Raw genomic sequence first — 25,414 nt, 5'->3', positions numbered from 1 at the left:
TAAAAAAGCCCCAGAGCATTGAATGCCTTGGGGCTTTTTTTTAAACGCAAATTTTATTCAGTTCACTGTCCACTTTATTGGCAATATCCTGCTGGTCATGGGCTTTCTCAGAGATAATGCCCAGACCTGCGCTCACTTCACGAATCTGGCTGGCAATGCTCGACATCTGCTGGTTAATACTGTCAGTCGCATTATTTTGAATGGTTGTGCCTTCAGCAATTTGAGTGGCCAGTCCATCAACATTGGCCACCACCGATTGTACTTGCTGCAATACGCTTTCTACTTGCTGGCTTTGTTCCAGGCTATTGCTGCTGAGCAAGCGACCTTGTTCCATAGCCTGCACGGCGCTTTGGGCTTTATCCTGTAAGCCTTCAACCATGGTTTGTATCTCACCGGTTGAGTCTTGAGTGCGGTGCGCCAGGGCTCTAACTTCGTCGGCAACAACCGCAAAGCCTCGTCCCTGTTCACCGGCGCGGGCCGCTTCAATGGCCGCGTTTAATGCCAGTAAGTTGGTTTGTTCGGCAATACCACCGATCACATCCAGTACCGAGCCGATTTGTGCACTTTCTTCTTGCAGGCGGGCGATATTTTCACTCATCAGCTCAACATTGTTGACCAGCTCTTTCATCGAGCTTTGGTTGGCATTGGAGGCGTCTGAGCCCAGTTCCAGTGATTCCAGTGCTTCGCCAATGGTAGAGGCGATTTGTCCGGCATTATCAGACAGGGTGGATGAGGTGTCGGCAATCTGGCCAATAGACTCGGCAATATTCAGGGCCTCTGAGCTGCTGGTTTCCAGCTGTGCGACGGAATTCGACATTCTTTGGGTCTGGTCTTCAGCACCTTGCAGCACCCCGTTGGCATCGCTGCGTATATTGGTCATAACGTCGCGAAGGTTTTCAATAAAGCTATTGAGCGTATTGCTGATAGTAGCCAGTTCATCGGACCCCGGGTCTTGCAGCGGGTTTGAGGGGGCGGTTTCCGTGCTAATCACCAGATGCAGGTAGGTATCCAGCTCATTGAGGCGGCTAACCACCTGACTTTTAATACTCCAGGCCGCGACTGCGATTAATAGCACTGCTGCGATAGCCACAGTGGCTATATTGATGGTTTCAAGCGCAAAATGGATCACGGCTAGAATAATAATGCCGGCGACTCCTACCGGTAATAGGGTGCGTCCAAGCAAGCTAGATGAAAATAATGGCATGGTTTCTCTCGCAGAGTGCTGTTTGTTTAAGGTTGCGCACGCGGTTATTTGCGCCCGGGTATGGCTTGTCAGGTATTGTTATCGGCTATCTTCGCCAGAAATAGAGTGACAATTGTATAATTGTAGCAATAACTTCAAATTGAGCATGGAAATATTCGCTTAATTTCTGCTTTCGATGGCGTTAAAATGCGACCTCTGGCCCATACGCGATAAAAATAATGGCTTTTAAGCCCGGGGTCTCATCAATTAGGACGGCTATACCTTGTTAACTGCACAATCTTTCCTTGCTGGCCTTGGCCGGTTAGAGCGCTTGTTCTGCCTATCGGCACTGGCGGTGCTGGCGTTGGTGTTGTTTGTAGACGTGATGTTGCGTACTTTTCTGGGCAATGGCCTGGCCTGGGCGCATCAAACCGGTGTCTATGCCAATATTGTGGTCTCTATGATCGGTATCGGCCTGGCCTCTGCCCATGGCTCACATCTGCGGCCCCGGTTTGCAGATCACTGGCTGCCTGCTGGCTGGGAGCCGCTGATGCTTAGGCTGCAGCCTCTGGTAACGGCGCTATTGTTTCTGTTCTTTTTTGTTTTGTCGCTGCAGCTGGTGTTGGAGACCTATGCCCTGGCTGAGCTTTCCACCGTGCTGCAAACGCCGGTCTGGCCGGTACAAAGTTTATTGCCGCTGGCCTTTGGTCTAGCCTGTATTCGCTATTTTCTGTTTGCGCTATTTCCTGAGTTACAACCTGCTAACAGCGAGGTGGGTTGAGGCATGTTGGTATTTGGCTTATTGGTTTTAGTCCTTGCGCTCTTGTTGCTGCGCCAGCCAGTGATGGTAATTTTGGCGGCGGTATTGGCCTACAGTTATTATTTTTTTAGTGACAGTGAATTGCGCTTTATTATCCTCGATGCCTGGGGTGCGCTAAACAAGGAAGTCTTGCTATCGATTCCTCTGTATTTGCTGGCGGGTAACTTAATGAGTGCCGGCTCAATGGCAAAACGGATTACGGATTTTTTGCGCGAGCTGACCATTATTGTTCCCGGTGGTTTAGCTCTGTCGGCAGTGTTGGCCTGTGCGGTATTTGCCGCCATGTCCGGTTCGTCTACCGTTACATTGTTAGCGGTGGGTAGTGTGTTGTATCCCGCGTTGATAGCCGCGGGTTACCCCAAGCGTCTGTCGATAGGTGTGCTTTGTGCGGCAGGTACTTTGGGTATTATTATTCCGCCCAGTATTCCGTTAATTTTATATGGCGTGATGACCAAGGCGTCTATCGTTGATTTATTTTTGGCGGGCTTTGGCCCTGCCTTTGTATTGACCTTGCTGATCTCAATCTATGTATTATTGGTTTGCCGTCATATGCCAACGGGAAAATATTCGATTGAGCTCTGGTATACGTTTAAACGCAGTATCCTTGCCTTGTCAGCTCCTGCTTTGGTTTTAGGTGGTATTTACAGTGGTTTTTTTACCGCTACTGAAGCTGCGGTGGTTGCTGTTTTTTATACTTTGATTATTCAACTGTTGGTTTATAAGGAAATGAAATGGCCGGATGTGGTACAGACCACAGAAAAAACCTGTTATCTGATTGGCTCGTTATTTCCCGTGCTGATGCTGGCGGTTTGCCTGAATATGTTTTTAACCTACCAGCAGTTGCCCGACCAATTGGTATTGTGGCTGTCTCAATATATTGATACTCGCCCTACCTTTTTATTGTTGAGTAATGTTCTGTTGTTATTAACCGGCAGTATTATTGATATTGGTTCAGCTATTTTAATTCTTGCACCGCTATTAAAGCCGATTGCTAATAGCCTGGATTTTAATACCATTCATTTCGGCATTATGATGATCGTCAATTTAGAGATAGGTTATTTAACGCCGCCAATGGGCCTGAATTTAATTATTGCCATGAGTGCGTTTAACGAAAGCTTTTTGGAAGTGTGTAAGGCAGCGGTGCCCTTTATTTTATTGATGATGTTGGGTTTATTGATTGTGGCACTGGTTCCGCAGTTGAGTTTATTTTTGATTTAATCTTATTCCCGATTTCGCATGCTGCTACTGGCATTTCTGTTAGCCCGTAGGGTGGATTGTAATCCACCGGTGATGACGGCTCTTGTGTGGGTTTGGTGGATTATAATCCACCCTACAAGACTGCCGGAACTTGAAGAGTGAGGGCTTGGGTATCAGGGGTGTGAAAAAGAGGGATCACAGATATTCACCCAGACAGCAATGCGAAAAGCCGAATAAAAGGTTTAATCCCGTGTGCTAAATTTTTTCTTCCCTTCCTGCAGCAACTGATAAATCTTCTCGGCATCGCCACCAATACCATCAATCAGCCGTTGATGATTTTTAGCGGTTGCCTGCTTCCATAACTGGCGCTCAGCCGCAGTGGGTTGGTGCAGAGTAACGCCTCGGCTGGCGGGGTCGGCTAGCAGCGCAGCTTCGCTGGCTCGTACAGCTGACCTTAACTCCTGCAACGTGGGCAGGCTGTTTCTTAACGCATCCTGTTGATAGGGTGTGAGAGCATCAAACCAGGCCTTATTGGCTAAAAACATGCCGGTATCAAAGGCGTGGCGTGTCAGTGTCAGGTGCGGTGCTTCTTTGGGGATACCGGCCAGTGCGTAAAAGATACTGCCGCTCTCACCGCCATCAATCAGGCCAGTCTGTAAGGACGGCATAATATCCGGGAAGGGTAATGGCACCATATCCGCACCAATAGCCTGTACCAGCAATTGAGAGGACTTGGCATTGCTGGAGCGGAGCTTTTTATGATTTGCGTCAGCGGGAGTGATAATTGGGTCTCTGGAGTAGACATTGGTCCAGCCAACTTCGGCCCAGCCCAGTAATATCAGGCCCTGACTGGCAAACATGTCGCTAAAGGCGGGGCTGATGGTGGTATCCATCACAAAGTCGACTTCTTCCAGCGTATCAAAGAGATAGGGCGCTAGCAGCAGGCCAAGTTCAGGCACAATGGATGAGGCGCCTTGCAGGGAAAAGCCTCCCAGCTGAACCCTGCCGCGACGCAATTGCGACAGCGCGCTCTCTTCGCTGCCCAGCTGTCCCGAGATATAAAACACTGGCTTTATCGGTTGCTCAGCATAGGCTTTCAGGCGTTGGTCCATCACCATCCAACTGTCATACCAAGGGGTGCCGGGCACGGTAATCGCGACAATTTTTGCTTCATTGGCCGGTGCCTGTTGTTGCCCGCAGGCGCTGAGCAAGGGCATTACCAGCAGGAAGCTTACAATCAGGCGAAACAGAGGGTTGGGCAGGGTTGGATTCATAGTTTTTACTTTTATCGCGGAGGTGGGGTTATTGGCTTCTCGAGTGTCTTATAGAGTGAATGTGTTAGAAAAAACTACTTTCATTACTGGAACTTATGTGCCAATAGTCTTAAAGTACTAACATTATATTTTATATGGCAATTGGCCGCTACTCATGGGGCTCTGCGGGGGATATCTCCACAGAGGTAGTTGTGGCCTTGAAGAACTTTAATAAGCGTTTAAGTCGGAAGGTAAAAGCATGGACTTGGTGATTGATAAACTATTTACCCAGCTGGAATTGGGCTCCTTAAGGGGAGAGGCACCAACGCCTCTTTATTATCAAATGTATACCTTGCTAAAAAACCGTATTTTGGACGGTTCGATTGCCCATGGTACGCAAATGCCTACTGAGCAGCAGTTGGCTGAGGCTTTTAATGTTTCCCGAATTACCGCTAAGCGGGCAATGGATGAATTGGCCGCTGAAGAGTTGGTTGAGCGCCGTCGTGGTAAAGGCACCCATGTTACCCATCATTACAACCCGGAGCCGGTACAGGCGCCTTTAACCGGTATGTTACAGAAGCTGGCCAGTATGGGCCGGGATACCAAAATCAAAGTGCTTGATGTGGGGATGTTAGTGCCTCCCGGTGATATTCGCGTAGAGCTGGGTTTGCAGGGTGATGACAAAGCCCACCGTGTAGTCCGGGTCAGAAGTTCAGAAGATGGCGAACCCTTTGCCCATTATATTAGCTGGACCATAGGTCTGGATGAAGGCTTTAGCCGCAGTGACCTGGAAACCCGGGTACGCTATGACATTATGAAAGAAAATGGCAATGAGGTGACCCGCATTGACCAAAACCTGACCGCTGTTAGCGCGCAGGAATTTGTGGCCAATGAGCTGGATATGAAAGTCGGTGAGCCGGTACTTAGCCTGACTCGCCGCTCATTTACAGAAGATGGTCGCTTAGTGGATATTTTGTACTGTCACTACAACCCCAAGCGCTTCCAATACCGTATGTCGATGGATATGGACGACTATCGCGGTTAACACCCTTAATGTTTTACGGCGGCGCTGAACTAGCGCCGTTGCTCCAATTAACTGACTGAACCACTTACTCCTATGTCTGACTCCCCTGTTTTAGGTCCTGCCTTAACTGGCACCCTGGTTTGTAATAATCTCGATACTTTGCTGAATGCCTATGTGGATTATCTGTCCATGTCGGTGCTGGAGGCGGGTGAAGTCAGTGCCCAACAGGCCGCTATCTGGGGTGCTCCAGAGTTGGTTGGTGCTCGCTTCGCGGTTTTGGCCTCGGAGACAGAGGTATGTTGGATTCGTGCAGTAGAGGATACGACAGCGGCAGCGGCCATACCCTTTAAGCAGCAGGGCTGGATGTCGTTGGAAGTGGTGGTTGAGGATGTGGATACACTGGCTACTGAGCTAGTGGATTCGCCGTTTGAATTGTATCGGCCACCGGCTGATTTAGATGTCAGTGACGATATCCGGGCGATGCAGGTGATTGGTCCAGCTGGCGAAGTTTTATATTTAACTCAGGTAAAAGGCCCGGTTCCCCCGTTTGAAATCCCCATGGCCAAGAGCCGGGTTGATCGCTTATTTATCCCGGTGATGTGTTGTGGTGACCGCGATGCTGCGACAACTTTTTATACCGACTTCCCCCATGTCAAAGAGTACAAATTTGATACCAAAATCACATCAGTCAACGCCGCCTATGGCTGGGAGCTGGAGCGTAAACACCCGGTGGCAACCGTGCAGTTAGCGGGCGAAACCATGATAGAGATTGACCAGATTGATGCCGCAGAGCCACGGCCGCAAACGGAAGGTCGTTTACCGGCGGGTATCGCGATGATTAGCTATGAAGTTGATGCTTTAAGTGATCATAGTTTGGTTTGGTTTTCTGAACCAGCACGTATTAGCAGCCCTCCTTATAATGGCCGTTTAGCAGCTTGTTGCCGCGGTGTGGGTGGTGAGTTGGTTGAGCTGATCGAGCGCAACTAAGCACTGCCCTTATTGGGGTATCTCCGCACAGGTGGGGGCCCCTGACCCCCAAGTGCCCGCCTGTACGGGATGGCACGGTATTTCCTTTCTCCTTATCCCTTCATCGTTTTAGAACTTTTTCGTCTGTGTCACCCGTCTCATTTTTTCAGCTGCGGATGGAATATTTACTCTTAATTAATGGCTGTATAAAAAAGTCTAGCTATACTGTTTTTTGCAGCAACGGAAAGCTGCTAAGGCTCGGAGAGCGGAAATCGAGTTACTGAGATACTTAATCGTTAGGATAAAGTGCCATAACTTCTTAATTTATATAAAAAATAACATTCTCATCGATTACTGGAGAGACAAACATCGTGCGAAATTTAAATACCGCTCTTGCTGCAGCTATCGCGCTCACAAGTATTAGTTATACAGGGCTGGCTCAGGCTCAGGTTAGTGAGTTTGCTACCGTAGAAGAAATTATTGTAACGGCAAACCGTCGCCAGGAAATGCTGCAAGATGTGCCAATGTCTATTGCTGCATTTAACGAGAACTTTTTTAAAGATGCGGGTATTACCGACTTTAAAGATCTGGAAAATTATGCCGCGAGTTTGAAAATCGTTTCCCAAAGCAGCAGCCGTGATACGTCCATCCGTATCCGGGGTATTGGTTCAACCGGAACCAATGCCGGTATTGACCCAAGTGTGGGTGTGTTTATTGACGGTATTTATCAAGGCCGGGCCGGTATGAGCCTGGGTGATTTTATGGATATCGAGCGAGTGGAAGTACTGCGTGGTCCACAGGGTACCTTGTACGGTAAGAACACCGCCGCTGGTGCCATCAGTGTTATTTCCAAAGCCCCCGTGGGCGAGTTTGAAGGGGCCGCCGAAGTGGTTGTGGGTAATTATGATGCCCTTGAAACTCGAGGCATGATTAATATCCCCTTTGATGATAATGGCAGTGCGATGAGGGTGTCCGCCTACAAAGTAGAGCGTGATGGTTTTGATGACAATATTGCCCCGGGTGCAGATCAGCAAGAACTGAATGATGCCGATAAGTGGGGCATTAAAGCGCGTGCCTTATTAGAAACGGATGACCTGGGTTCATTTACCCTTTCTGTCGATAAGTCTAAAGATGATTCCGTATGTTGTGCGCCTGATGTAATTGGTTATGAAGGTACTTCGGGTTTGAATTTACCTTTTTCATCTTTGGCTGCGGCTACGGGTGAGCCTTTGCCGGCAGTGGATGAGTTTGATCGTAAGCTCTATGCCGACGCACCCTACACCAACAATGTTGAGGTCGAGGGTATTGCGCTTGAGTGGGTAAAAGATTTAGATAATGACTTTATCCTTACCTGGATCAATGCCTACCGTACTTATGATTCCTATAGTGAATTTGACTCAGATTTCTCGGCCTATAACGGCGGTATTGGCGCTACTGAAGTTGACCATGAACAGCAGTCCTCCGAATTCCGAATTGCTTCACCCGAAGGTGAGACAGTCGATTATCAAGTCGGTGTTTATTATTACTATTCTGATATGGAAACTATAGGCACGATTAGCATGCTGGGTGATACCGAAGCCGCAGCGCAAATCACCAATAGCCCGCTGATTGGCTACTTTAACTGGCCAGATTTGGGTTATCCGCCATCCTTTATTTATCCCTCAGCATTTTTGCCTAACAATAGCTTCTTTGATGCCAATGGTGAGGTGACAAATATTGATACCAATACCCATGAGACGACAAACTACGCAGCCTTTGGTCAGGCAACCTGGAATATAACCGATGAGCTAAGTACCACATTAGGTTTGCGTTATACCTATGAGCGCAAAGAGCGTGAAGGTTCGCAGATTACTACACCGGTACCACCTCGGGACGCTCCACCTTTTGGTCCTGATATTTTCGTTGACGAAAGTCGCTCAAAAGAAAATGTCTCACCCACCATTACCGTTAGATATTTTACTGATGACCGTGTGATGTACTACGGTAGCATCAGCCGTGGTTTTAAATCCGGCGGCTTTAACCAGCAGCGAACAGCCAGCGGTGTTGAGGGTGAGTTTGATGATGAAACTTCAACAAACTATGAGCTGGGTTGGAAAGGCACCTTCCTTGATGGTGGCCTGCAATTTAACGGTTCTTTGTACTATGTAGACTATGAAGACTTTCAGTCCCAGACTTTTGACGGTACCTCGATCAATGTGCGTAACGCAGGTAATCTGACCAGCTATGGTTTGGAAATGGAACTGCAGTATGTGCCAACCGTGAATTTATCGCTGGGTGGTTCTTTAGGTTACAACAAAGCAGAATATGACGAGTTCGATGATGGCGAGTGTACTGCCGACAATAAGGGCCTGGCCTATCAAGACCAGTTTAACAATTGGCAAGTTCCCGCTGATATAACGGCACCTTATCCACTAAACCTTCTTGCAGCATTGAATGGAGATGATTTACCGCCTCAATTTGCAGGTCAGGCTGTGTGTGAAAATGATCTGGGTGGTGAAGAGCTGGATAATGCCCCTGAGTTGACCTTAAGTACCTTTGCTCAGTATGAAAATGTAGCTGAGATTCTGGGTGGTAATATGTACTTCGCACGTTTGGAATATATCTACACCGATTCCTATTATCTGGCGCAGGATCTTGATCCTAACCTGGAAAATGATGCCACCAATATCTTTAACCTGCGTATGGGGATTAAAGATATTACCGGAGCTTGGGAAGCGACATTGTGGGCGCGAAACCTGACTGACGAAGAGCAGCTGTTGTCGGGGCTTGATATCCCGGTATATAGCGGCTACGTAGGTTTTAATGCTCCACCAAGAACCTACGGCGCCAGCTTGCGCTACAACTTCTAGTTTTATTGTTGCGGAGACTTCCGGCTTGCTGGATGTTTTCTGACTATCCTCCAGGGGTGCATTAGCACCCCTTTTTTATGCCCGTATTTCCCGTTTCCTTCCTTTGCTTCAAATGATATAATGTTATAACAAAGAATCAATTATGGCTGCTGTGCGGTGTGTCCACAATGCACAGATAAATAGCTAAGTCCTTATTTTTATTGTAATTTCACGTTTTAGGTGGCTGGTAATGAGCATTAATCAACCGATTGTAATTGCGGGCACAGGCCCTGCTGGGTCTTTATTGGCCCTTTATTTGGCGCAGCACGATATCCCTGTGATCATGCTGGAAAAAGAAGCTGCCATCCCCATCGATCTGCGGGCCTCTACCTTTCACCCACCCTCGCTGGAAATGCTGGATGAGCTGGGCGTGACTGAAAAGTTGGTAGCCAAAGGTCTTGTGGTCACCAAGTATCAATACCGTGATCGTCAAACCAATGAAGTGGCTGAGTTCGATATGGCCATTGTTGCCGACGAAACCCCTTTTCCCTTCCGGCTTCAGCTTGAGCAGTATGAAATGACGCTGATCGTCAATGAGATGTTGAAAGATTACCCTCATGTTGACGTGCGCTTCTGCAATAAGGTGATCGATAGCCGTCAAAACGGCGATAGTGTAGAAGTTGATGTAGAAACGCCCAGCGGTGTCGACACTTTAGTCACGCCTTTCTTATTAGGCTGTGATGGCGCTTCCAGTAATGTACGTAAATCCGCTGGTATTGGTTATGGCGGTTTTACTTACGATGAGAAGTTTCTGGTAGTTAGCACGGATTTTCCGTTTGAAGAGGTGTTCGATAACCTGGCCTATGTTAACTATGTTGCCGACCCTGATGAGTGGTGTGTGATTTTACGTACCGAGAAAAAGTGGCGTGTACTCTGGCCAACCGAGTCCTCTATTTCTGATGAAACCTATTTGTCTGATGAGTATATTCAGGAGCGGTTAAATCATCTGCATAGCAAAGAAGGGGATTACGATATTGGCCACCGCACGCTATACAATGTGCACCAGCGCGTATCAGAAACCTATTTTAACGACCGTATTGTCTTGGCCGGCGACTCTTGCCATATTAACAACCCGCTGGGTGGTATGGGTATGAACGGCGGTTTGCATGATGCTCATAACCTGGCAGTCAAACTGGTTGAGATTATCAATGGCGGTGCGGACTATATTGAGAAGTTCAAGCATTACGATCGGCAGCGCCGTGAGTTGGCGGTTAAGTTTGTTCAGGAACATACCATTACTAATAAAAAGCTTATGGAATCGACTGAAACCGATGTGCAGGCCGCAAGGCAAAAAATGCTAATGGAAACGGCCGCTGATCCTGTTAAGGCCAAAGCCTTTGTGATGGAAAGAGCGATGATTGACTGCGTCAGAGATAGTTTGGCGGTTAAGTAATAGCCGACCTGACTTTTAGTCTATGATTAAAACGGGGTGCGTGAATAACGTGCCCCGTTTTTTATTGCTTGAGGTGTAGATTGAATAAAAATTTGCTGGGTATTTATTTGGTCACCTCCCTGTCTATGGCGGGGGTGTTTACCATTGCGCCCGCCTTGCCGTTGATTGCTGGAGCGCTGGCGATTGATAAGGCTAATATTGGTTATATTATTACCGCTTTTACTATGGGGACGGTATTGGTTGCGCCGTTTATGGGGCTGATCGCTGATAAGTTTGGCCGCAAAAAATTGTTAATCCCCTCATTGTATATTTTTGGTATTGCTGGTTTTGCTTGCGGTTTAACTAACTCGTTAGAGTGGTTGATCTTTTGGCGTTTTATTCAAGGTGTAGGTTCTTCGGCTTTAGGTACATTAAGTACCACCATGATTACCGATATCTTTGAGGGCCCAAAGCGTGTTCGTTACTTTGGTTATAATATGACTGTTAATAGTATCGGTATGGTGTTGTTTCCGCTATTAGGTGGGCTGTTGGTGGCCAGTTCCTGGCGCTACCCATTTTTTCTGAGTGCCGTCGCCATTCCTATCGCTATCTATAATCAGTTGTTTTTAAACTATAGCGAAAAGCTTACCGACCTGGATACGCGTCAGTATTTAAAAAACTTGCTGCGCTCCTTGACCGACCGCCGGGTGATGTTGGCGGCGTATTTAAACTTCACTTCATTTATTATGATGGGCGGTGCATTTCTTACCTTTTATGCCTTGTACTTAACACAGACCTTTTCCCCGGTTATCGACAGTTTTGGTTTGAGTTTTCAGCGCGAAATTATTATTGGTTTTGCCATGTCTTTGTTCTCAGCCATGGTCGGGGTGGTGGCGTTTAGATTGGGTGCTATCCATGCAAAATTTGGTTTTCATCGTGTGTTGGCTTTTGCGTACTTCACTTATGCGGGGGCTTTCTATCTCTTTCAATCTACCGATCAATTAGGGTGGGTGTTATTGGCCTGTGCCTGGCTGGGTTTGGGGCATGGTTTGGCAGTACCGTCCATTATGGCTTTGCATACCCGTTTGGCCCCTGAGGGAATGACCGCGTCGTATCTGACCTTAAATAGTTTTGTGTTTCGCGTTGGGCAAACGCTGGGTCCCATGTTAATGGCGCTGGTGTATAGTTACTATGATTTAAAGGCCGTTTTTATACTGGCAGCGGTCATTGCTATTCCCGCTGCGTGGGTGGCACTGAAGACGGATTGGCGAAAAGACGCGTAGGCGTCTTATTTTTTATTGCGCTCACTATTAATCCGGTCAACAAATGCTTCATCGACTAAGGTAACCCCTTCCTGTTTGGCCTTTTTAATAATGCCATTTAATGCCGTTTTCAAAAACACCCTGGGTACACCGGTCAACTTTTCGCAGGCTTCATCGGTAAACTTTACATCATCATCCATACGGTTGGCGGTATAAATAACGGCTGCTGACTTTGGCCCGCGGTCGGTAGGTGTAGGGATGGAAAACGGTTTGCCGTGCTGGGTAAACCAAAAATCTTTACCGTCTCTAAAGCCATAGGAGATAGGCAGGTTAGGCATCATCGGGTTGTCGTTATTAATATTTTTATGCCAGCTTTCTTTCAGCAGAATATTCTCCAGCTTAATAATAAAGTGCCGTGTTGATGAGGCTTCGTTATAGTGAAAGTTCACCGACTCGTCCAGAGTGCATTCATAGACTTGAATGGCTTCTTTAATTAAAGGGGGGTGAATACCATCACCGCTGGCTCTGCCCTCGGTGGGGCTGTCAATAAAGGTAAAGTCCTGGTGTGCCATTTTCTCTTCGGTGGTCTGGCCAGGGTAGCCCAAACCCACGACGGTCTTTAAGTGCTTTTTATCGTACTCAATAAAATGCAGGGCGCATTTTTTGGTCCGAGTCAGGTTAATGGCCGTATTGGAATTATGTCGGGTAATCAGCACTAAAGAATAATCACTAATAACACCATAGGGCATGGTAAACGAATGGGGGCCAATATTGGTTTTACCGTTCTCATCAACGGTGGTGACCAGAGCAAAGGGCAGCGGGTAATAGGAGTTGGCCTGATACCAGTTATCCCTGTGAGGGTTTTTGACAAACTCCTCGTTAAAGGTGTTTATCTTACGGTTTTTCTTTAACCATCCAAACATTGTGTGTCACCGGTTTACAGGGCAGCGCAGATATCCAGTGGCTGCCGTTTTTATTGTTATATAAGTTGTCCACAAATGGTATATTGTTATGTCAACTTGCTCAAACACTAGCGAGTCAAGTTATGTTAATGCTTACCCCTTATTTATTGTGTTTGTCGCACAGGCTTAAGTCCTAAGTGCGCAGGCCTGCAGCCATCAGTCAATAATATCCAATTATTGATGGCTGGTTTTCGGAGCTTTTATGTTTGTTGCTTTTTTCGTCATCCTTATCGACCTGATCGGTTTTGGCATTATGGTGCCTATCTTTGCGTTCTATGCGCTGAATCTGGGTGCCTCACCGGCATTGGCGACCGTGCTGATGGGCTTGTACTCCGTGGCCATGTTTTTTACCACGCCTATTCTTGGCCGTATCAGTGATTACTATGGCCGCCGCCCGGTATTGATGTTGAGTATGTTGGGGGCAACGGTTGGCTATGTGATTTTGGCCAATGCCAGCTCCCTTTGGATGGTAGCAGTGGCACGGCTTATTAGTGGGGCTATGGCGGGCAATATGGCGGCGGCTCAAGCCTATATGACCGATGTCTCCAAGGAAGAAGACCGAGCCAAGGCGATGGGGCTTATCGGGGCCGCCTTTGGTTTGGGGTTTATTCTGGGGCCTGCGCTGGGTAGCTACCTGGCGGGTGATGATTTTGAAAATGCCAATTTTGTCTTGCCAGCTTATGTGTCTGGCGCCTTGTCCTTTACGGCTTTTCTGGCGGTTGTATTTGCCCTGCCTGAAAGCCTGGATAAAAAACATCGCGATGCACTGCGTGCCGAGCCTAAAACCAGCCGGATAAAAGAGATTGTTGAAGTAATGCGGCGCCCGCTGGCGCGAAAGGTAATTTTGTCGGGCTTTGCCTACAATATTGCTGCGGGTTTCTTTGAAGCTGTGTTTCCTATCTGGGCCAGTTATGAAGGGGCGGCACTGGTTGATGGGCCGCAGGGACTGGTGCCCTTCTTGTTGGCCGGCGGTATTACGCTGGCGGTGGTGCAGGGCGGTTTAGTTGGCCCCTTAACCCGGCGCTTTGGTGAGCATGTCCTGATTAAGGCCGGAGCATTGGGTTACGGTGCCGGTTTGATAGGCATGGCGATAGCGGCTGATATGCAACAAATCTGGCTAGTCTATATCCTGATGGCCTTTGTTTCAGGTTCCAGCGCGGTGGTGATGACCGGTACACAAAGCCTTATTTCCCAGCGCGCCGGGCATACCGAGCGAGGTATGGTCATGGGTGTCTTCAATTCCATGGGTACTTTGGGTCGCTGTGTAGGTACCTTGCTGACTGGGGCGGTATTTACCTATATTTATATTCATGGTTCCTTCTATGTCTGTGCCCTGCTGATGATTGTGCTGTTCTTTCTGGCCGGTTCGGTACAGCGAAATTGGTCCAAAGGGGATGCCCTTACTTCTTAAGTCGGGGCTCTTTTACGCGCAAAAAACGATATATCACCTATAATGTTTTAAGGCGTAGTTAATTGACTATCATTGCTGCCATAAATGTGGCAGCTGTTATCACGCTGCACTAAGGGCTGCTATCAAGGCCTGCTGATACATTGGACGTAACACCTCATCGCACCATTAAGCTTGAGAATGTATTTATGTTACGCAGAATATTGGTTCCAGCTATGGTTGCCCTGATTGGTTTTGGGGTAACGTTGTTTATTGGTATGGAGATCGAGAAAACCCAAAAGCGCTTATTGGCATCGGAATTAAAAGCCAATATGGAACGCTGGATCAGTGTGATGGAGTTTAGCACTGAAAAGGAAGTCACTCTCGCGCGTACCCTGGTTTCCGTCTTTGAAGACTCCCCCTCTATCGATCTGCAACAATTTGACCAGTTGTCGATTAACGCGATTAAGCTCTACCCTGATTTAGATGCCCTGTTTTGGATTCCGATGGTTGCGCCAGAGCAGCGTCCCGCTGTTGAAAAGGCTATGCGTGGTGTTAACCCGGGTTTCTTTTTTAAAATGTATGCAGGGCCAGCCGGTTTTATTCCTTCAGTTCCCAAGCCCCTTTATCACCCGGTGGTCTATCTGAATGGTAGTGAGTCGTCCCAGCAATATCTTGGTTGGGATATGGGCGGCTTTGGTGAGCTGGGTTCCATGTTTGCCGATTTAGGCAAAGTAGAAGATCAGGTATCCATGCGTTTTCTGCCATCGATTGATGATCTGTTAAACCCGGGGAATGCACGGCCAAGATTGCAAATGCTATTGGCAACACCACTGAATAAAGCGGTGGTATTACCTGATGGTAAAACCCAGGCCGAGCAAGGCTATTTGGTTTTTTTGGTTAACTTCTCACTGATCTTTACTTACTTTAGTGATATTGCTGGTGGTGATTTATTGGATATTGCCGTGACGATGGGCAGTGGTGCTGGCAAGAAAGATGTCTTTGCTGTTGCCCCTAAAAGTGGCAATCTGCAAGCAGATTACACCGTAAAAAGCGCGTTTAGTAATCGCGCGACCTCAACCTGGGAAGTGACCCTGATACCCACTGATGAGTATTTTGCGACTCAGGCCAAGAGTGTCAAAATATGGGCCTTTGCTACCGGCGTTGCGATTACACTATCACTGGCGATTTATTTATTTGCCATTCAACGCCGTACGGCTATCGTTCAGGAGCTGGTAGAGCAGCGAACCGATGAGCTGCAAAAAGCCAATCATGAATTAGATCGCCTATCCCGTACTGATTACCTGACCGGTGTTGCTAACCGCCGTTACTTTGAAGAAAAACTGGAATCGGAATGGTCCCGCGCCGCCAGGGGCAAACATGCGATTACGCTGCTAATGATCGATGTGGATTATTTTAAAACCTATAACGATCGTTATGGCCATATCGAAGGTGATTACTGCTTACAGCAAGTATCCAGAGCGTTAACCGTCTCGACAAAACGGCCCGCCGATATGGTGGCTCGTTTTGGTGGTGAAGAATTTATTGTACTGTTGCCAGAAACCGACGAAGGCTCAATGGCCCTCGCGGAGCGCTGCCGTAAAAAAGTGGAAGAACTGGAAATTGTACATGAAGACTCTGACGTCAGTGACTTTGTTACCATCAGTGTCGGTGTCGCAACATTAACCCCCGCCGGTAAACAGCCTTCTCGCGCTCTGGTTAAAGCAGCGGATGATGCCCTTTACCAGGCCAAGGAACAGGGGCGTAACCGAGTGCGGGCTGGCTAGTCTTCACTGGCCAGGGGAAGTTCCGTTTTATAAACCACCTGCTTGAGTGCAAAGCTGGATTGGATATTGGCGATACCATTAATACGGGTTAGCTTATGGGTTAAAAAGCGTTCATAGCTTTCCAGATCAGGCACCACTACCCGTAATAAATAATCCGATGAACCGGTCATTAAATAGCATTCCATTACCTCAATATAATCGGAGACGGTTTCTTCAAAATCCTGCAAGCCTTGCTGCTCCTGCCGGTTTAGCGAAACACTCACAAAGACACTAATCGGCAGCCCCACGGCTTTAGCATCTACAATCCCGGCATAGTGCTTTAACACCCCGTGGGCTTCCAGTGCTTTAACCCGTCGCAGGCAGGGGGAGGGCGATAGCCCAACCGCGTCAGCCAGCTCGGTATTGGTAATGCGGGCATTGTTTTGCAGGTGGCTAAGTATGCGCAGGTCAATGCGGTCTAACGATATCTCCAAGGCTTGTTTTGGCATAATCTGTCTTTTTGTGGTTATAAATGTTTGTTTATTGCTAATTTATAGTCTTTCTGCGCATAGTTTGCAATCTTTAATAGGGCTGTCGCTTTATAATAGGCCCTCTGGAAATAGCGCTATATCGCCGCAGAGCGATGCGCCATTGAGTATTAAATAAAAGGTGTGCTCGTGAACAACCCAACAACGATTAGTGAAGACCTCAGTGCCGATAAGCAGGAATGGCAAGAATCCATTGACTATATCTACCAGCAATTTGGTGAAGCCGGAGTCCGTGAAATTTTGCGTTCGATGCAAAATCATATTTTAGAGCGCGGTATCTCCCTCAATGAGGCCACACTAAACACCCCTTATATCAATACCATCCCGCCGTCAGAACAACCGCAATACCCCGGTGATAGCAAACTGGAAAAACGCATTGAAAATATTATTCGCTGGAATGCGATGGCGATGGTTTTGCAGGCGCAGGATCAAGGTACCGGTGTTGGTGGTCATATCGCGACGTATGCTTCAGCGGCCACCATGATGGAGGTGGGGTTTAATCATTTCTTCCGTGCCCGGACTCAGGACTACGGCGGTGATTTACTGTTATCACAGCCCCATGCTGCTCCCGGTGTTTACGCCAGAGCATTTGTTGAGGGGCGTTTGAGTGAACAGCAGGTGGGTAATTTCCGTCGTGAATTAAAACCCGGTGGTGGTCTGTGTTCTTACCCGCATCCGCGTTTAATGCCTGATTTTTGGCAGATGCCCAATGCATCGATGGGGCTGTCAACGCCCTCTGCTATATATCAGGCGCGCTTTGCCAAGTATTTGGAAAACCGTGGCTTAAAACCTAAAAACGGTGGCAAGGTTTGGTGTTTTATTGGTGATGGTGAATCGGATGAGCCGGAGGTATTGGGTACGATTAATATTGCCGCCCGAGAAAAACTGGATAATTTAGTGCTGGTGATTAACTGTAACCTACAGCGCCTTGACGGCCCTGTTAGGGGTAACGGCAAGATTATTCAGGAATTAGAAAGAACCTTTCGCGGCGCTGATTGGAATGTCGTTAAAGTGATTTGGGGCAGTGGTTGGGATGGTTTATTGGCCCAGGATCAAAATGGCACTCTCCGTAAACGGATGGAAGATTGTGTTGATGGTGACTATCAGCGTTACTCCGTATTAAGCGGTGACCAGCAGCGTGAACACTGGGTGGATGGTAACCCTGAGCTTGAGCAAATGATGAACTCTTTAACCGATGAAGAGTTAAAAGAAATTAAACGGGGTGGTCAGGACCCCAAGAAAATCTTCGCAGCTTTTGACCGGGCTGAAAAATCTCATGACAAGCCAACCGTAATTTTAGTAAAAACGGTTAAAGGCGAAGGTATGGGGGCCGGAGCGCAGGGAAGAAATACCGCTCACCAAAAGAAAAACCTTAGTGCAGAAGAGCGTTTACAGTGTGCCAAAGATTTCGGGATTCCGCTGGATGACGAGGCAATTAAACGTGGTGATTTTTATCGCCCGGCAGAGGGTAGCGAAGAGCTGGACTACCTAAATCGGCATCGTGAAGGCCTGGGAGGGTATCTTCCCCGACGTGAAGTTAATTGCCTGCCGATCAAAACGCCTGAGCTGGCAAGCTTTAACAAATTTTTGCAGGGCAATGGCGATAGAGAAATGTCGACCACCTCAGCCATTGTCAGAATTTTAGCGCAACTATTAAAAGACAAGGAGATAGGGCAATACGTTGTGCCTATTGTGCCAGATGAAGCTCGCACCTTTGGTATGGATGGCTTGTTTAATGTGGCTGGTATTTATTCTTCGGAAGGGCAAAACTATACGCCGGAAGATGCCGATAGTTTATTGTCATACCGTGAGGCCAAAGACGGGCAGATTTTACAGGAAGGTATTTGTGAGACCGGTGCTATGGCTTCCTTTATGGCGGCGGGTACGGCTTATGCGGTACATGGCTTACCAATGATTCCCTTTTATATTTTCTACTCTATTTTTGGCTTTCAGCGAGTAGGAGATATGATTTGGTCCTGCGCCGATATGATGTGTCGTGGTTTCTTATTGGGTGGCACGGCAGGTCGCACCACGCTCAATGGTGAAGGTTTGCAGCATCAGGATGGTCACTCCCATGTTTTAGCGAGTACTTATCCAAACCTGAAAAGTTATGACCCTGCTTTTGCTTTTGAATTGGCGGTTATCGTTCGTGATGGTATTCACCGCATGTATGAACTGGAAGAGAAGATTTTCTATTACATCACGGTCTATAATGAAAACCATATTATGCCAGCGATGCCTGCTGATGAGTCGGTACAGGATGGTATTTTAAACGGTGCTTACTGTTTTAAACGTAGTGAACAAACCGGTGATAAAATTCATTTGCTATCCAGTGGTTCTATCATGCAACAAGCCTTATCAGCCGCGGCCACGTTAGAAGAGAAAGGCTATAGCGTTGATATTTGGAGTGTTACCAGTTTTAACGAGCTTTACCGCGAGGCGGATGATTGTGAACGCTGGAACCGTTTAAACCCGCTGGAGCAAGCCAGAGTCCCCTATGTTGAGTCCTTGTTTGAAAAAGAGCAGGGTGTGTTTGTTGCGGTAACCGATTATATGAAAGCGCTTCCCAATAGCGTTGCGCGCTGGATGCCTTCGGGAGGGAGTATTTATACTGCATTGGGCACTGATGGTTATGGTATCAGTGAATCCCGTGAGGATATTCGCGATTTCTTTGAAATCAGTGCTGACTATATTATGCAGGCAGCAATAACCGGTTTATATCAGCAGGGTAAAATCAGCAAAGAGGTTCTGTCAGAACAGTTGGCAGCGCTAAGCGTTAACGTGGAAAAAATTAATCCGGCTACAAGGTAGGGTGGGGTGCAAACCCCTACCCAGCACAGCTCTGGCATCACGTTTACGCTTTCTTTCAAGGATTTAGCTCGTAGGGTGGATTATAATCCACCATTATAGGGTGCTCATGGCTGAGCTTGGTGGATTGTAATCCACCCTACGAATTCTTTCCTTGCTCAAATTTATCAACCACCGTTGATAGCATTCCCATCAACATCTCCCAGCCTTCATCCTTGGACATATCCACCCCGTTAAAAACCGGTGAAGTTTTTGAACGCAGAGCTAAATAATTCGAGGCAGCATGCAGGGTGAATTACGCTTTCTTTCAAGGATTTAGCTCGTAGGGTGGATTATAATCCACCATTATAGGGTACTCATGGCTGAGCTTGGTGGATTGTAATCCACCCTACGAATTCTTTCCTTGCTCAAATTTATCAACCACCGTTGATAGCATTCCCATCAACATCTCCCAGCCTTCATCCTTGGACATATCCACCCCGTTAAAAACCGGTGAAGTTTTTGAACGCAGAGCTAAATAATTCGAGGCAGCATGCAGGGTGAAAATCAGTGCATGGTAATCAGGGTCAGATACAGGCGTTAACTTTGTAAAAAAGCTTTCGTGGGTAATACCAATCTGGGCTCTTATATGGGAGGCGGTTTTGCTCATTTTTGTCGTGGGCTGTAGTTCCTCAACAAAAATTTCCTGCGCCAGAGCATTTTTGCGTAACATACTGGCATAGTTGATATGGACATCACGAATCTGGTCGGCCAATGATTGCTCCAGAAACTGGTCCAGTGGTTTGCCAGCAATTTCTTCAGCATCGGGAATAAAATGAGAGCGTGCGACCCATGCATCGGCAAGGCCATCCAGGCCGCCAAAGTATTCATAGAGCAGGCCCTTGCCAACACCGGCCTCCTTGATAACCGCGTTGACCCCAACATTGGAGATACCATCGCGCTTAAGCACCTTCTCAAAGGCCTTGATAATGCGGGTTTCTGTTGCTGCCCGCTTAAGGTTTCCTTTACCTGCTTTCTTGGTTACTGCCGTTGTCATCGTTTACCGCTACCTATAAATCGCTGAGTATTTATACCCTACCGCACTAAGAATCTAAAGCTCTAGATCAAATCAGTCTCGGAAATAATTCATAAAACTGACCGATCGGTCATAAAGTGCTTGATGTTATAAAAAATATCCTCTAATCTCGCTTTAGTTATTTGACCAATCGGTCAGTTTTACTATGCTGGAGATTGAAATAATTAACAACCATGCTGTTAGTAAGGGTAAATACCTACTTTTTGGTTGTTTCGTGTGGGTACATTAAAAAAATCAGGGGAACATTCATGTTTAAGCGTTCAAAGTTATGGTCTGCAGTTCAGTGTTCAACACTTCTGGCTGCTGCAGCTGTTCAGGCTCCGGTCGTCGCGGCAAATGATATTAATCTGGCGATTGAAGAAATCATCGTTACCGCCCGTAAAACAGAAGAGAACCTTCAAAGTATTCCAATGGCTTTGGATGCGGTGACCTCTGTGCAGATTCAGGAGAAGGGTATTAACAGTGTGGCTGATGTCGCCCAATTATCAGCGGGTCTGGTATTTGATGTGGGTCTTACCCCTAATGATACGCGGCCGGTTATTCGTGGTCTTTCATCGACCCGTGGCCGCTCCAATGTTGCTACCTTGATTGATGATATCGATATTACCAGTGAAGCTTTAACGACCGGTGGTGGTGGTATTACCGCTAACTTGCGCTTGATGGATTTGGAACGGGTTGAAGTTGTCAAAGGCCCGCAGAGTGTTCTGTACGGCCGTAGTGCTTTTACGGGTGCGATTAATTATGTGACCAAAAAGCCAGAGCAAGAATTTTCAGGTGCTGTTGATGTCAACATTGATGAGCACGGTACTCAGGAATTGAAATTAAGTGTCACTGGCGGTATTACTGAAACACTGGCTGGGCGTGTGACATTGTCTTCTTGGGAAACTGACGGTTGGTATGAAAACCCGAATACCGGCGGCGATTTAGGTGATGGTGAAAGTACTGGCGGCAGCTTCGCGTTGCAGTGGACACCTGATGATATATTTACCGGTTTATTTACCGCGTCCTACAATGATGAAGAATTAGGTTTACGTCCCATTGTAAACTCGCCTGCGGTTGATATTACCCAGCCCGGGGCTTTTGGCACCGGTGTTGTAAACCCGGGTAATAGCTCGCTACCTGTTTTTAGTGGTAATGCCGCTGCCGATGCAGGCACTGCTGCTTATTGTGACTCGAACCCTGCACCTTATGGCCATTTATTTGCACCGGTTCCTACCTGTATTCCCCAAGCTACGGGTGAGGTTTCTGCCAAAGAATCTGATATTGATTTAAGTCCTGATACAAGAACAGGCAAAGATTTTAATGGTACCGATATTGAATCAACCCGTTTGAGTCTGGATTTACGTTGGGAGTTTGACGAGTCAGAATTCCGTACTATCACCGGCTATACCGATAACACCACCAAAATCCAAAATGACTTTGACCAAAACAATTATGTGCAAACAGATTGGACCGGTTTTGGTGCTTTTGGCTTCTCGGCCATGGGTAATATTGAGCACGAAGTCGAACAGATCAGTCAGGAGTTTCGTTTCTTAGGTAGTACAGGTGATTTTGATTACTTTATCAGTGCCTTGTACTGGAAAGAAGAAATGGATACCGATGAGGGCAGTAAGTTTTGGGAGCGTGAGGGCAGTGTTGTTGCGCCACCTTTTAATGTCTTTGTGACTGAACCGGACTTTACTATCGATACAGTACAGCTCAATCGTGAAACCGAACATAAATCTATAGCCGCATCCGGCACATACAATTTAGACGACTGGAGTTTTACTCTGGAAGGTCGCTATCTCGAAGAAGATATTGACTACGAAGGTAATAACTACGATGTGGGAGCTTATACTTCTACCGGTGGTTTATTCTGTGACTTTAGCTTTATGAATATTGCGATTCCTGATTGCGGTAATTCTAGTAATTCCGTCAGCGCCAATGAGTTTGTACCTAGAGCTACTGTTAATTATCAAGTCACACCAGATGCCATGGTGTATTTCACCTACGCCGAAGGCTTCAAGCCAGGCGGTATTATTACTACGGATGCCAATGGTGATGTTTCTGAGGGTGAGTTCAAACCAGAATCAGTAGACTCCATTGAAATCGGTGCAAAAACAGCCTGGTTCAATAATCGTTTGGTGGTTAACGGCGCAATCTTCCACTACGACTATACCGATCAGCAGGTGAGCATCACATCTGACGATGGTAGTGGTGTACCGCAGTCCAGTATTGTAAACGCCGGTGAAAGCACGATCGAAGGTTTTGAATTTGATGTGGCTTACCAGATTAATGAAAGCTTCTCAGCAGATTTTGGTTATGTCTACTCTGATGCAGAGTACGATAATTATAACCTTGCCGATATCACTGCACAGGGCTTACCTGGTGATGCGGTGTTATCGGATGACAATCTGGCTTTAGCGGGTAATGCCGAAGGTGATTTTTCTGGCAACCAGATGGCCTTGTCCGCCAAGCGGGCCGCGACTATGGCGCTGCGTTTTGAACAGCCTTTAGATAGCGGTATCGAAGTCATGGCTGAAATCAATGGTTCTTACCAATCCAAGCGTTATTTGGATGATGGCAACAATGCCTATTTACCATCGTATCAACTATGGAATATTCAGGCAGGTTTAAGCAATGAAACCTGGAGCGCTATTGCCTATGTCGATAATGTACTGGACGACGATAAAATTAAAAGTGGTTTAAACAATACGGACTACGGAAACTTTGTCGCCTTTATGGCCTTACCAAAAGCAACCAGCCTGGTATTGCCGCAGCCACGTACTGCAGGTGTTAGATTTCAATACAACTTTTAGTGAGACCCACCCCTTGTGATTTGATCATCGTCATGGGGATTTTTACCCCGCAGCATTAGCTGCGGGGCTTTTTTCAAATTTTACCCTTATTTACTATTGATAATATTCCGAGGTTCTAATGTCGTCTGTAAGCAGTGCTGAAAATGTTACAACTGCTAAGAGCAATACCCTGGCGGAGAAATTGCGTACTCCCCCTATGCTTGGTTTGCTAATTATCGCAGTTATGTTTTGTGAGAAAATGCTAGCTCATAGCTACACGGTTATAACGCTCTATGTATTGCCTGAACCCTGGAAATATATTATCCCTGGTCTTTTGGGTCTGCTAGGCGTCTGGTTAATCGTGCGTGGCATGGGCAAGGATGAGGTAAAAGGCTCGCTGCTGGGTTATATGGGGCAACCTTGGTATGGATGTCCTGGATGGAATCCTTTATGCACTTTTTTGGCGATGCCGCTCAGATTCCAAAAGTATTACCTCCCGGCGGTGGTGTACAGGGCGGATTTTTAGGTTCTCACGTATTTTTGCATGCATCAGGTGTTTTCTGCGTGATTACGCTATTGTTTGTGATGTTGAATAAGGATATGCGTTGCCGCATGTTACTCTGGGTAAGGCGTAATATCTTTAGAATGGATGCCAGTATTCTAGGTAAGCCTACACAGGGTTACCGCCCTAATGTGGCGCGAGTGGCTGCCTTTGAATACTTCTATGTTACCTGGTTTATGTATGTCTTGATGCTGGCTGTTGTCGATCCACGTCTATTTGGCTTGTATCACCCGGTGACCTATGTGCTGTGTGGTCTGATTATTATTTGGGGATTGTATCTATTGTACAAACAAACCCAGCAGCGTGAAGTGGGGCTTTCGATTCGCTATGGTATTGGCGCCATCGGTGTGGCCTGGTTTATTCCAGAATGTGCGCAGTTCTATGGTGAGTTTTATGAGTTCTACCTATATGCTGACAGGCACCCCATTGCTATGACGATTGTACTGGTGCTGTTTATTGCCATATTGCGTTTTCTCTGGCTGACACCCATCAATGAAAAAACACAAAGATCGCTTTAAATATCTTTGGCTGCGGAGCAGCATTTATCAGCTAAGATTTTTGCCTGATAAGTCATATCAATAAAGTAATAAAAAGGGAGCAGCATGCTCCCTTTTTATTGCCTGTCTATCGGCTTATACTGAGCGTCGCACAGTATCTATGGAGTGAGAGATTAAATGAGTGAGACGATATTATTAACCGGTGCCAACGGAAAAACCGGCCGGGCCATCTTAAAAAAGCTGGTTGGCCTACAACTGCCTGTTAAGGTGTTTATTCGTGATAAAGACCAGTGGCAGGATTTAAAAGCCCTTGGTGCCGCCGGTTTTGCTGTGGGCGACATGCTGGATGCCGATAGTATTGATAGCGCGGTGATGGGTTGCCAGAAACTGATTCATGTTGGCCCGCCGATGCACCCTGATGAAAAAACCATTACCCAGTCATTGATTGATGCCGCGCTAAAACACAATATTGGCCATTTTATTTACTATTCGGTGATGCATCCGCTGCGCCGGGATGTTCGTCACCACAGCCTTAAGTTAGATACCGAAGAAGTACTGATAGAGTCGGGCTTGCCCTATACGATTTTGCAGCCGATCCGTTATATGCAGCACCTGTTACCCATCTGGCCCAAAGTTGTTGAGCAGGGTATCCATGCCATGCCGTTTAATACCGAGGTGATGTTTAATGTGGTGGATCTGGAAGATTTGGCCGAGGCCACAGCCATTGTTGCCGCCGAGCATGGCCACTACTTTGCTACTTATGAACTGGCGGGGCGGGAATCATTAAGCCAGACCGATATGGCAGCTATTATTTCAGAGGTCATCGGCAAGCCGGTTGAGGCTCAGGCTATTAGTTTGCAGCAGGTAGAGGAAAATGCCAGGGCCAAGGGTTTTAATGAAGACCGGGTTAAGCAAATGGTGATTATGAATAAGCACTATGACGACTGCGGTTTTCTTGGCAACCCCAATGTCTTGCGCTGGATTCTGGGGCGCGATCCCACGCTTTATCGCGAGTTTGTTGAGCGCTTGCATCAGGCCTGATCTCCGCAGTCCTCTTCACGCCAGCC

Annotated in this window: 18 protein-coding genes; 13 read left to right on the top strand and 5 right to left on the bottom strand. The window is 47.2% G+C overall.

Going from position 1 to position 25,414, the window contains the following annotated elements:
- Positions 1 to 40: 40 nt before the first annotated feature.
- Positions 41 to 1,204 (bottom strand): methyl-accepting chemotaxis protein, encoded by a 1,164-nt coding sequence (locus BST96_RS04550; RefSeq protein ID WP_085757562.1) that lies wholly within the window; start codon positions 1,202 to 1,204, stop codon positions 41 to 43.
- Between the two features lie 262 nt (positions 1,205 to 1,466).
- On the opposite strand from BST96_RS04550, the gene BST96_RS04545 reads away from it, so the two are divergent.
- Together BST96_RS04545 and BST96_RS04540 are read left to right on the top strand one after the other, a co-directional pair.
- Positions 1,467 to 1,964 carry a TRAP transporter small permease gene (locus BST96_RS04545; protein WP_085757561.1) on the top strand — a complete coding sequence of 166 codons (498 nt, stop codon included), beginning with the start codon at positions 1,467 to 1,469 and terminating at the stop codon, positions 1,962 to 1,964.
- 3 nt (positions 1,965 to 1,967) lie between these two features.
- On the top strand, positions 1,968 to 3,221 hold the full coding sequence (locus BST96_RS04540) for a TRAP transporter large permease (RefSeq protein WP_085757560.1): 1,254 nt from the start codon (positions 1,968 to 1,970) through the stop codon (positions 3,219 to 3,221).
- A 221-nt stretch (positions 3,222 to 3,442) separates the two neighbouring features.
- Here BST96_RS04540 and BST96_RS04535 read toward each other — a convergent pair whose 3' ends face one another.
- The gene (locus tag BST96_RS04535) at positions 3,443 to 4,474 is read right to left on the bottom strand and encodes a TRAP transporter substrate-binding protein (RefSeq protein ID WP_085757559.1); all 1,032 of its coding nucleotides are present in this window, start codon (positions 4,472 to 4,474) and stop codon (positions 3,443 to 3,445) included.
- Positions 4,475 to 4,712: 238 nt separating this feature from the next.
- On the opposite strand from BST96_RS04535, the gene BST96_RS04530 reads away from it, so the two are divergent.
- The 5 genes from BST96_RS04530 (at position 4,713) to BST96_RS04510 (ending at position 11,986) form a co-directional block, all read left to right on the top strand.
- Positions 4,713 to 5,498 carry a GntR family transcriptional regulator gene (locus BST96_RS04530; protein ID WP_085757558.1) on the top strand — a complete coding sequence of 262 codons (786 nt, stop codon included), beginning with the start codon at positions 4,713 to 4,715 and terminating at the stop codon, positions 5,496 to 5,498.
- A gap of 72 nt (positions 5,499 to 5,570) precedes the next feature.
- Positions 5,571 to 6,464 carry a VOC family protein gene (locus BST96_RS04525; protein ID WP_085757557.1) on the top strand — a complete coding sequence of 298 codons (894 nt, stop codon included), beginning with the start codon at positions 5,571 to 5,573 and terminating at the stop codon, positions 6,462 to 6,464.
- Between the two features lie 350 nt (positions 6,465 to 6,814).
- Positions 6,815 to 9,292, top strand: a complete 2,478-nt coding sequence (locus BST96_RS04520; RefSeq protein ID WP_085757556.1) for a TonB-dependent receptor — start codon at positions 6,815 to 6,817, stop codon at positions 9,290 to 9,292.
- Positions 9,293 to 9,521: 229 nt separating this feature from the next.
- The gene (locus BST96_RS04515; RefSeq protein ID WP_085757555.1) at positions 9,522 to 10,724 is read left to right on the top strand and encodes an FAD-dependent oxidoreductase; all 1,203 of its coding nucleotides are present in this window, start codon (positions 9,522 to 9,524) and stop codon (positions 10,722 to 10,724) included.
- An 80-nt stretch (positions 10,725 to 10,804) separates the two neighbouring features.
- Positions 10,805 to 11,986: an MFS transporter gene (locus BST96_RS04510; RefSeq protein WP_085757554.1), complete on the top strand. Its 1,182-nt coding sequence runs from the start codon at positions 10,805 to 10,807 to the stop codon at positions 11,984 to 11,986.
- A gap of 5 nt (positions 11,987 to 11,991) precedes the next feature.
- Here BST96_RS04510 and BST96_RS04505 read toward each other — a convergent pair whose 3' ends face one another.
- Positions 11,992 to 12,888 (bottom strand): flavin reductase, encoded by an 897-nt coding sequence (locus BST96_RS04505; RefSeq protein ID WP_085757553.1) that lies wholly within the window; start codon positions 12,886 to 12,888, stop codon positions 11,992 to 11,994.
- A 241-nt stretch (positions 12,889 to 13,129) separates the two neighbouring features.
- Here BST96_RS04505 and BST96_RS04500 point away from each other — a divergent pair, with 241 nt between their 5' ends.
- Both BST96_RS04500 and BST96_RS04495 read left to right on the top strand, forming a co-directional pair.
- The gene (locus BST96_RS04500) at positions 13,130 to 14,338 is read left to right on the top strand and encodes an MFS transporter (RefSeq protein WP_085757552.1); all 1,209 of its coding nucleotides are present in this window, start codon (positions 13,130 to 13,132) and stop codon (positions 14,336 to 14,338) included.
- Between the two features lie 185 nt (positions 14,339 to 14,523).
- Positions 14,524 to 16,101: a sensor domain-containing diguanylate cyclase gene (locus tag BST96_RS04495; RefSeq protein WP_085757551.1), complete on the top strand. Its 1,578-nt coding sequence runs from the start codon at positions 14,524 to 14,526 to the stop codon at positions 16,099 to 16,101.
- Here the strand turns inward: BST96_RS04495 and BST96_RS04490 are convergent.
- Positions 16,098 to 16,589: an Lrp/AsnC family transcriptional regulator gene (locus BST96_RS04490; protein ID WP_085757550.1), complete on the bottom strand. Its 492-nt coding sequence runs from the start codon at positions 16,587 to 16,589 to the stop codon at positions 16,098 to 16,100. The genes BST96_RS04495 and BST96_RS04490 overlap by 4 nt on opposite strands.
- A 168-nt stretch (positions 16,590 to 16,757) precedes the next feature.
- Between BST96_RS04490 and aceE the strand changes: the two genes are divergently transcribed.
- The gene (gene aceE / locus BST96_RS04485; protein WP_085757549.1) at positions 16,758 to 19,439 is read left to right on the top strand and encodes a pyruvate dehydrogenase (acetyl-transferring), homodimeric type; all 2,682 of its coding nucleotides are present in this window, start codon (positions 16,758 to 16,760) and stop codon (positions 19,437 to 19,439) included.
- A gap of 385 nt (positions 19,440 to 19,824) precedes the next feature.
- Here the strand turns inward: aceE and BST96_RS04480 are convergent, their stop codons facing one another.
- Complete coding sequence (locus BST96_RS04480) at positions 19,825 to 20,472, bottom strand: TetR/AcrR family transcriptional regulator (RefSeq protein ID WP_085757548.1); 648 nt, start codon at positions 20,470 to 20,472, stop codon at positions 19,825 to 19,827.
- 287 nt (positions 20,473 to 20,759) lie between these two features.
- On the opposite strand from BST96_RS04480, the gene BST96_RS04475 reads away from it, so the two are divergent.
- The 3 genes from BST96_RS04475 to BST96_RS04465 all read left to right on the top strand — a co-directional run bounded on the left by BST96_RS04475 (position 20,760) and on the right by BST96_RS04465 (position 25,388).
- Positions 20,760 to 23,309, top strand: a complete 2,550-nt coding sequence (locus BST96_RS04475) for a TonB-dependent receptor (RefSeq protein WP_169713910.1) — start codon at positions 20,760 to 20,762, stop codon at positions 23,307 to 23,309.
- 417 nt (positions 23,310 to 23,726) lie between these two features.
- Positions 23,727 to 24,368, top strand: a complete 642-nt coding sequence (locus BST96_RS04470; protein WP_085757546.1) for a hypothetical protein — start codon at positions 23,727 to 23,729, stop codon at positions 24,366 to 24,368.
- Between the two features lie 156 nt (positions 24,369 to 24,524).
- On the top strand, positions 24,525 to 25,388 hold the full coding sequence (locus BST96_RS04465; protein ID WP_085757545.1) for an SDR family oxidoreductase: 864 nt from the start codon (positions 24,525 to 24,527) through the stop codon (positions 25,386 to 25,388).
- Positions 25,389 to 25,414 lie beyond the last annotated feature (26 nt).

This window comes from Oceanicoccus sagamiensis (genome assembly GCF_002117105.1).
Lineage (GTDB): Bacteria > Pseudomonadota > Gammaproteobacteria > Pseudomonadales > Dasaniaceae > Oceanicoccus > Oceanicoccus sagamiensis.
Note: the sequence above shows the minus strand (reverse complement) of the source record. Positions and strands in the feature narration are given on the sequence as shown.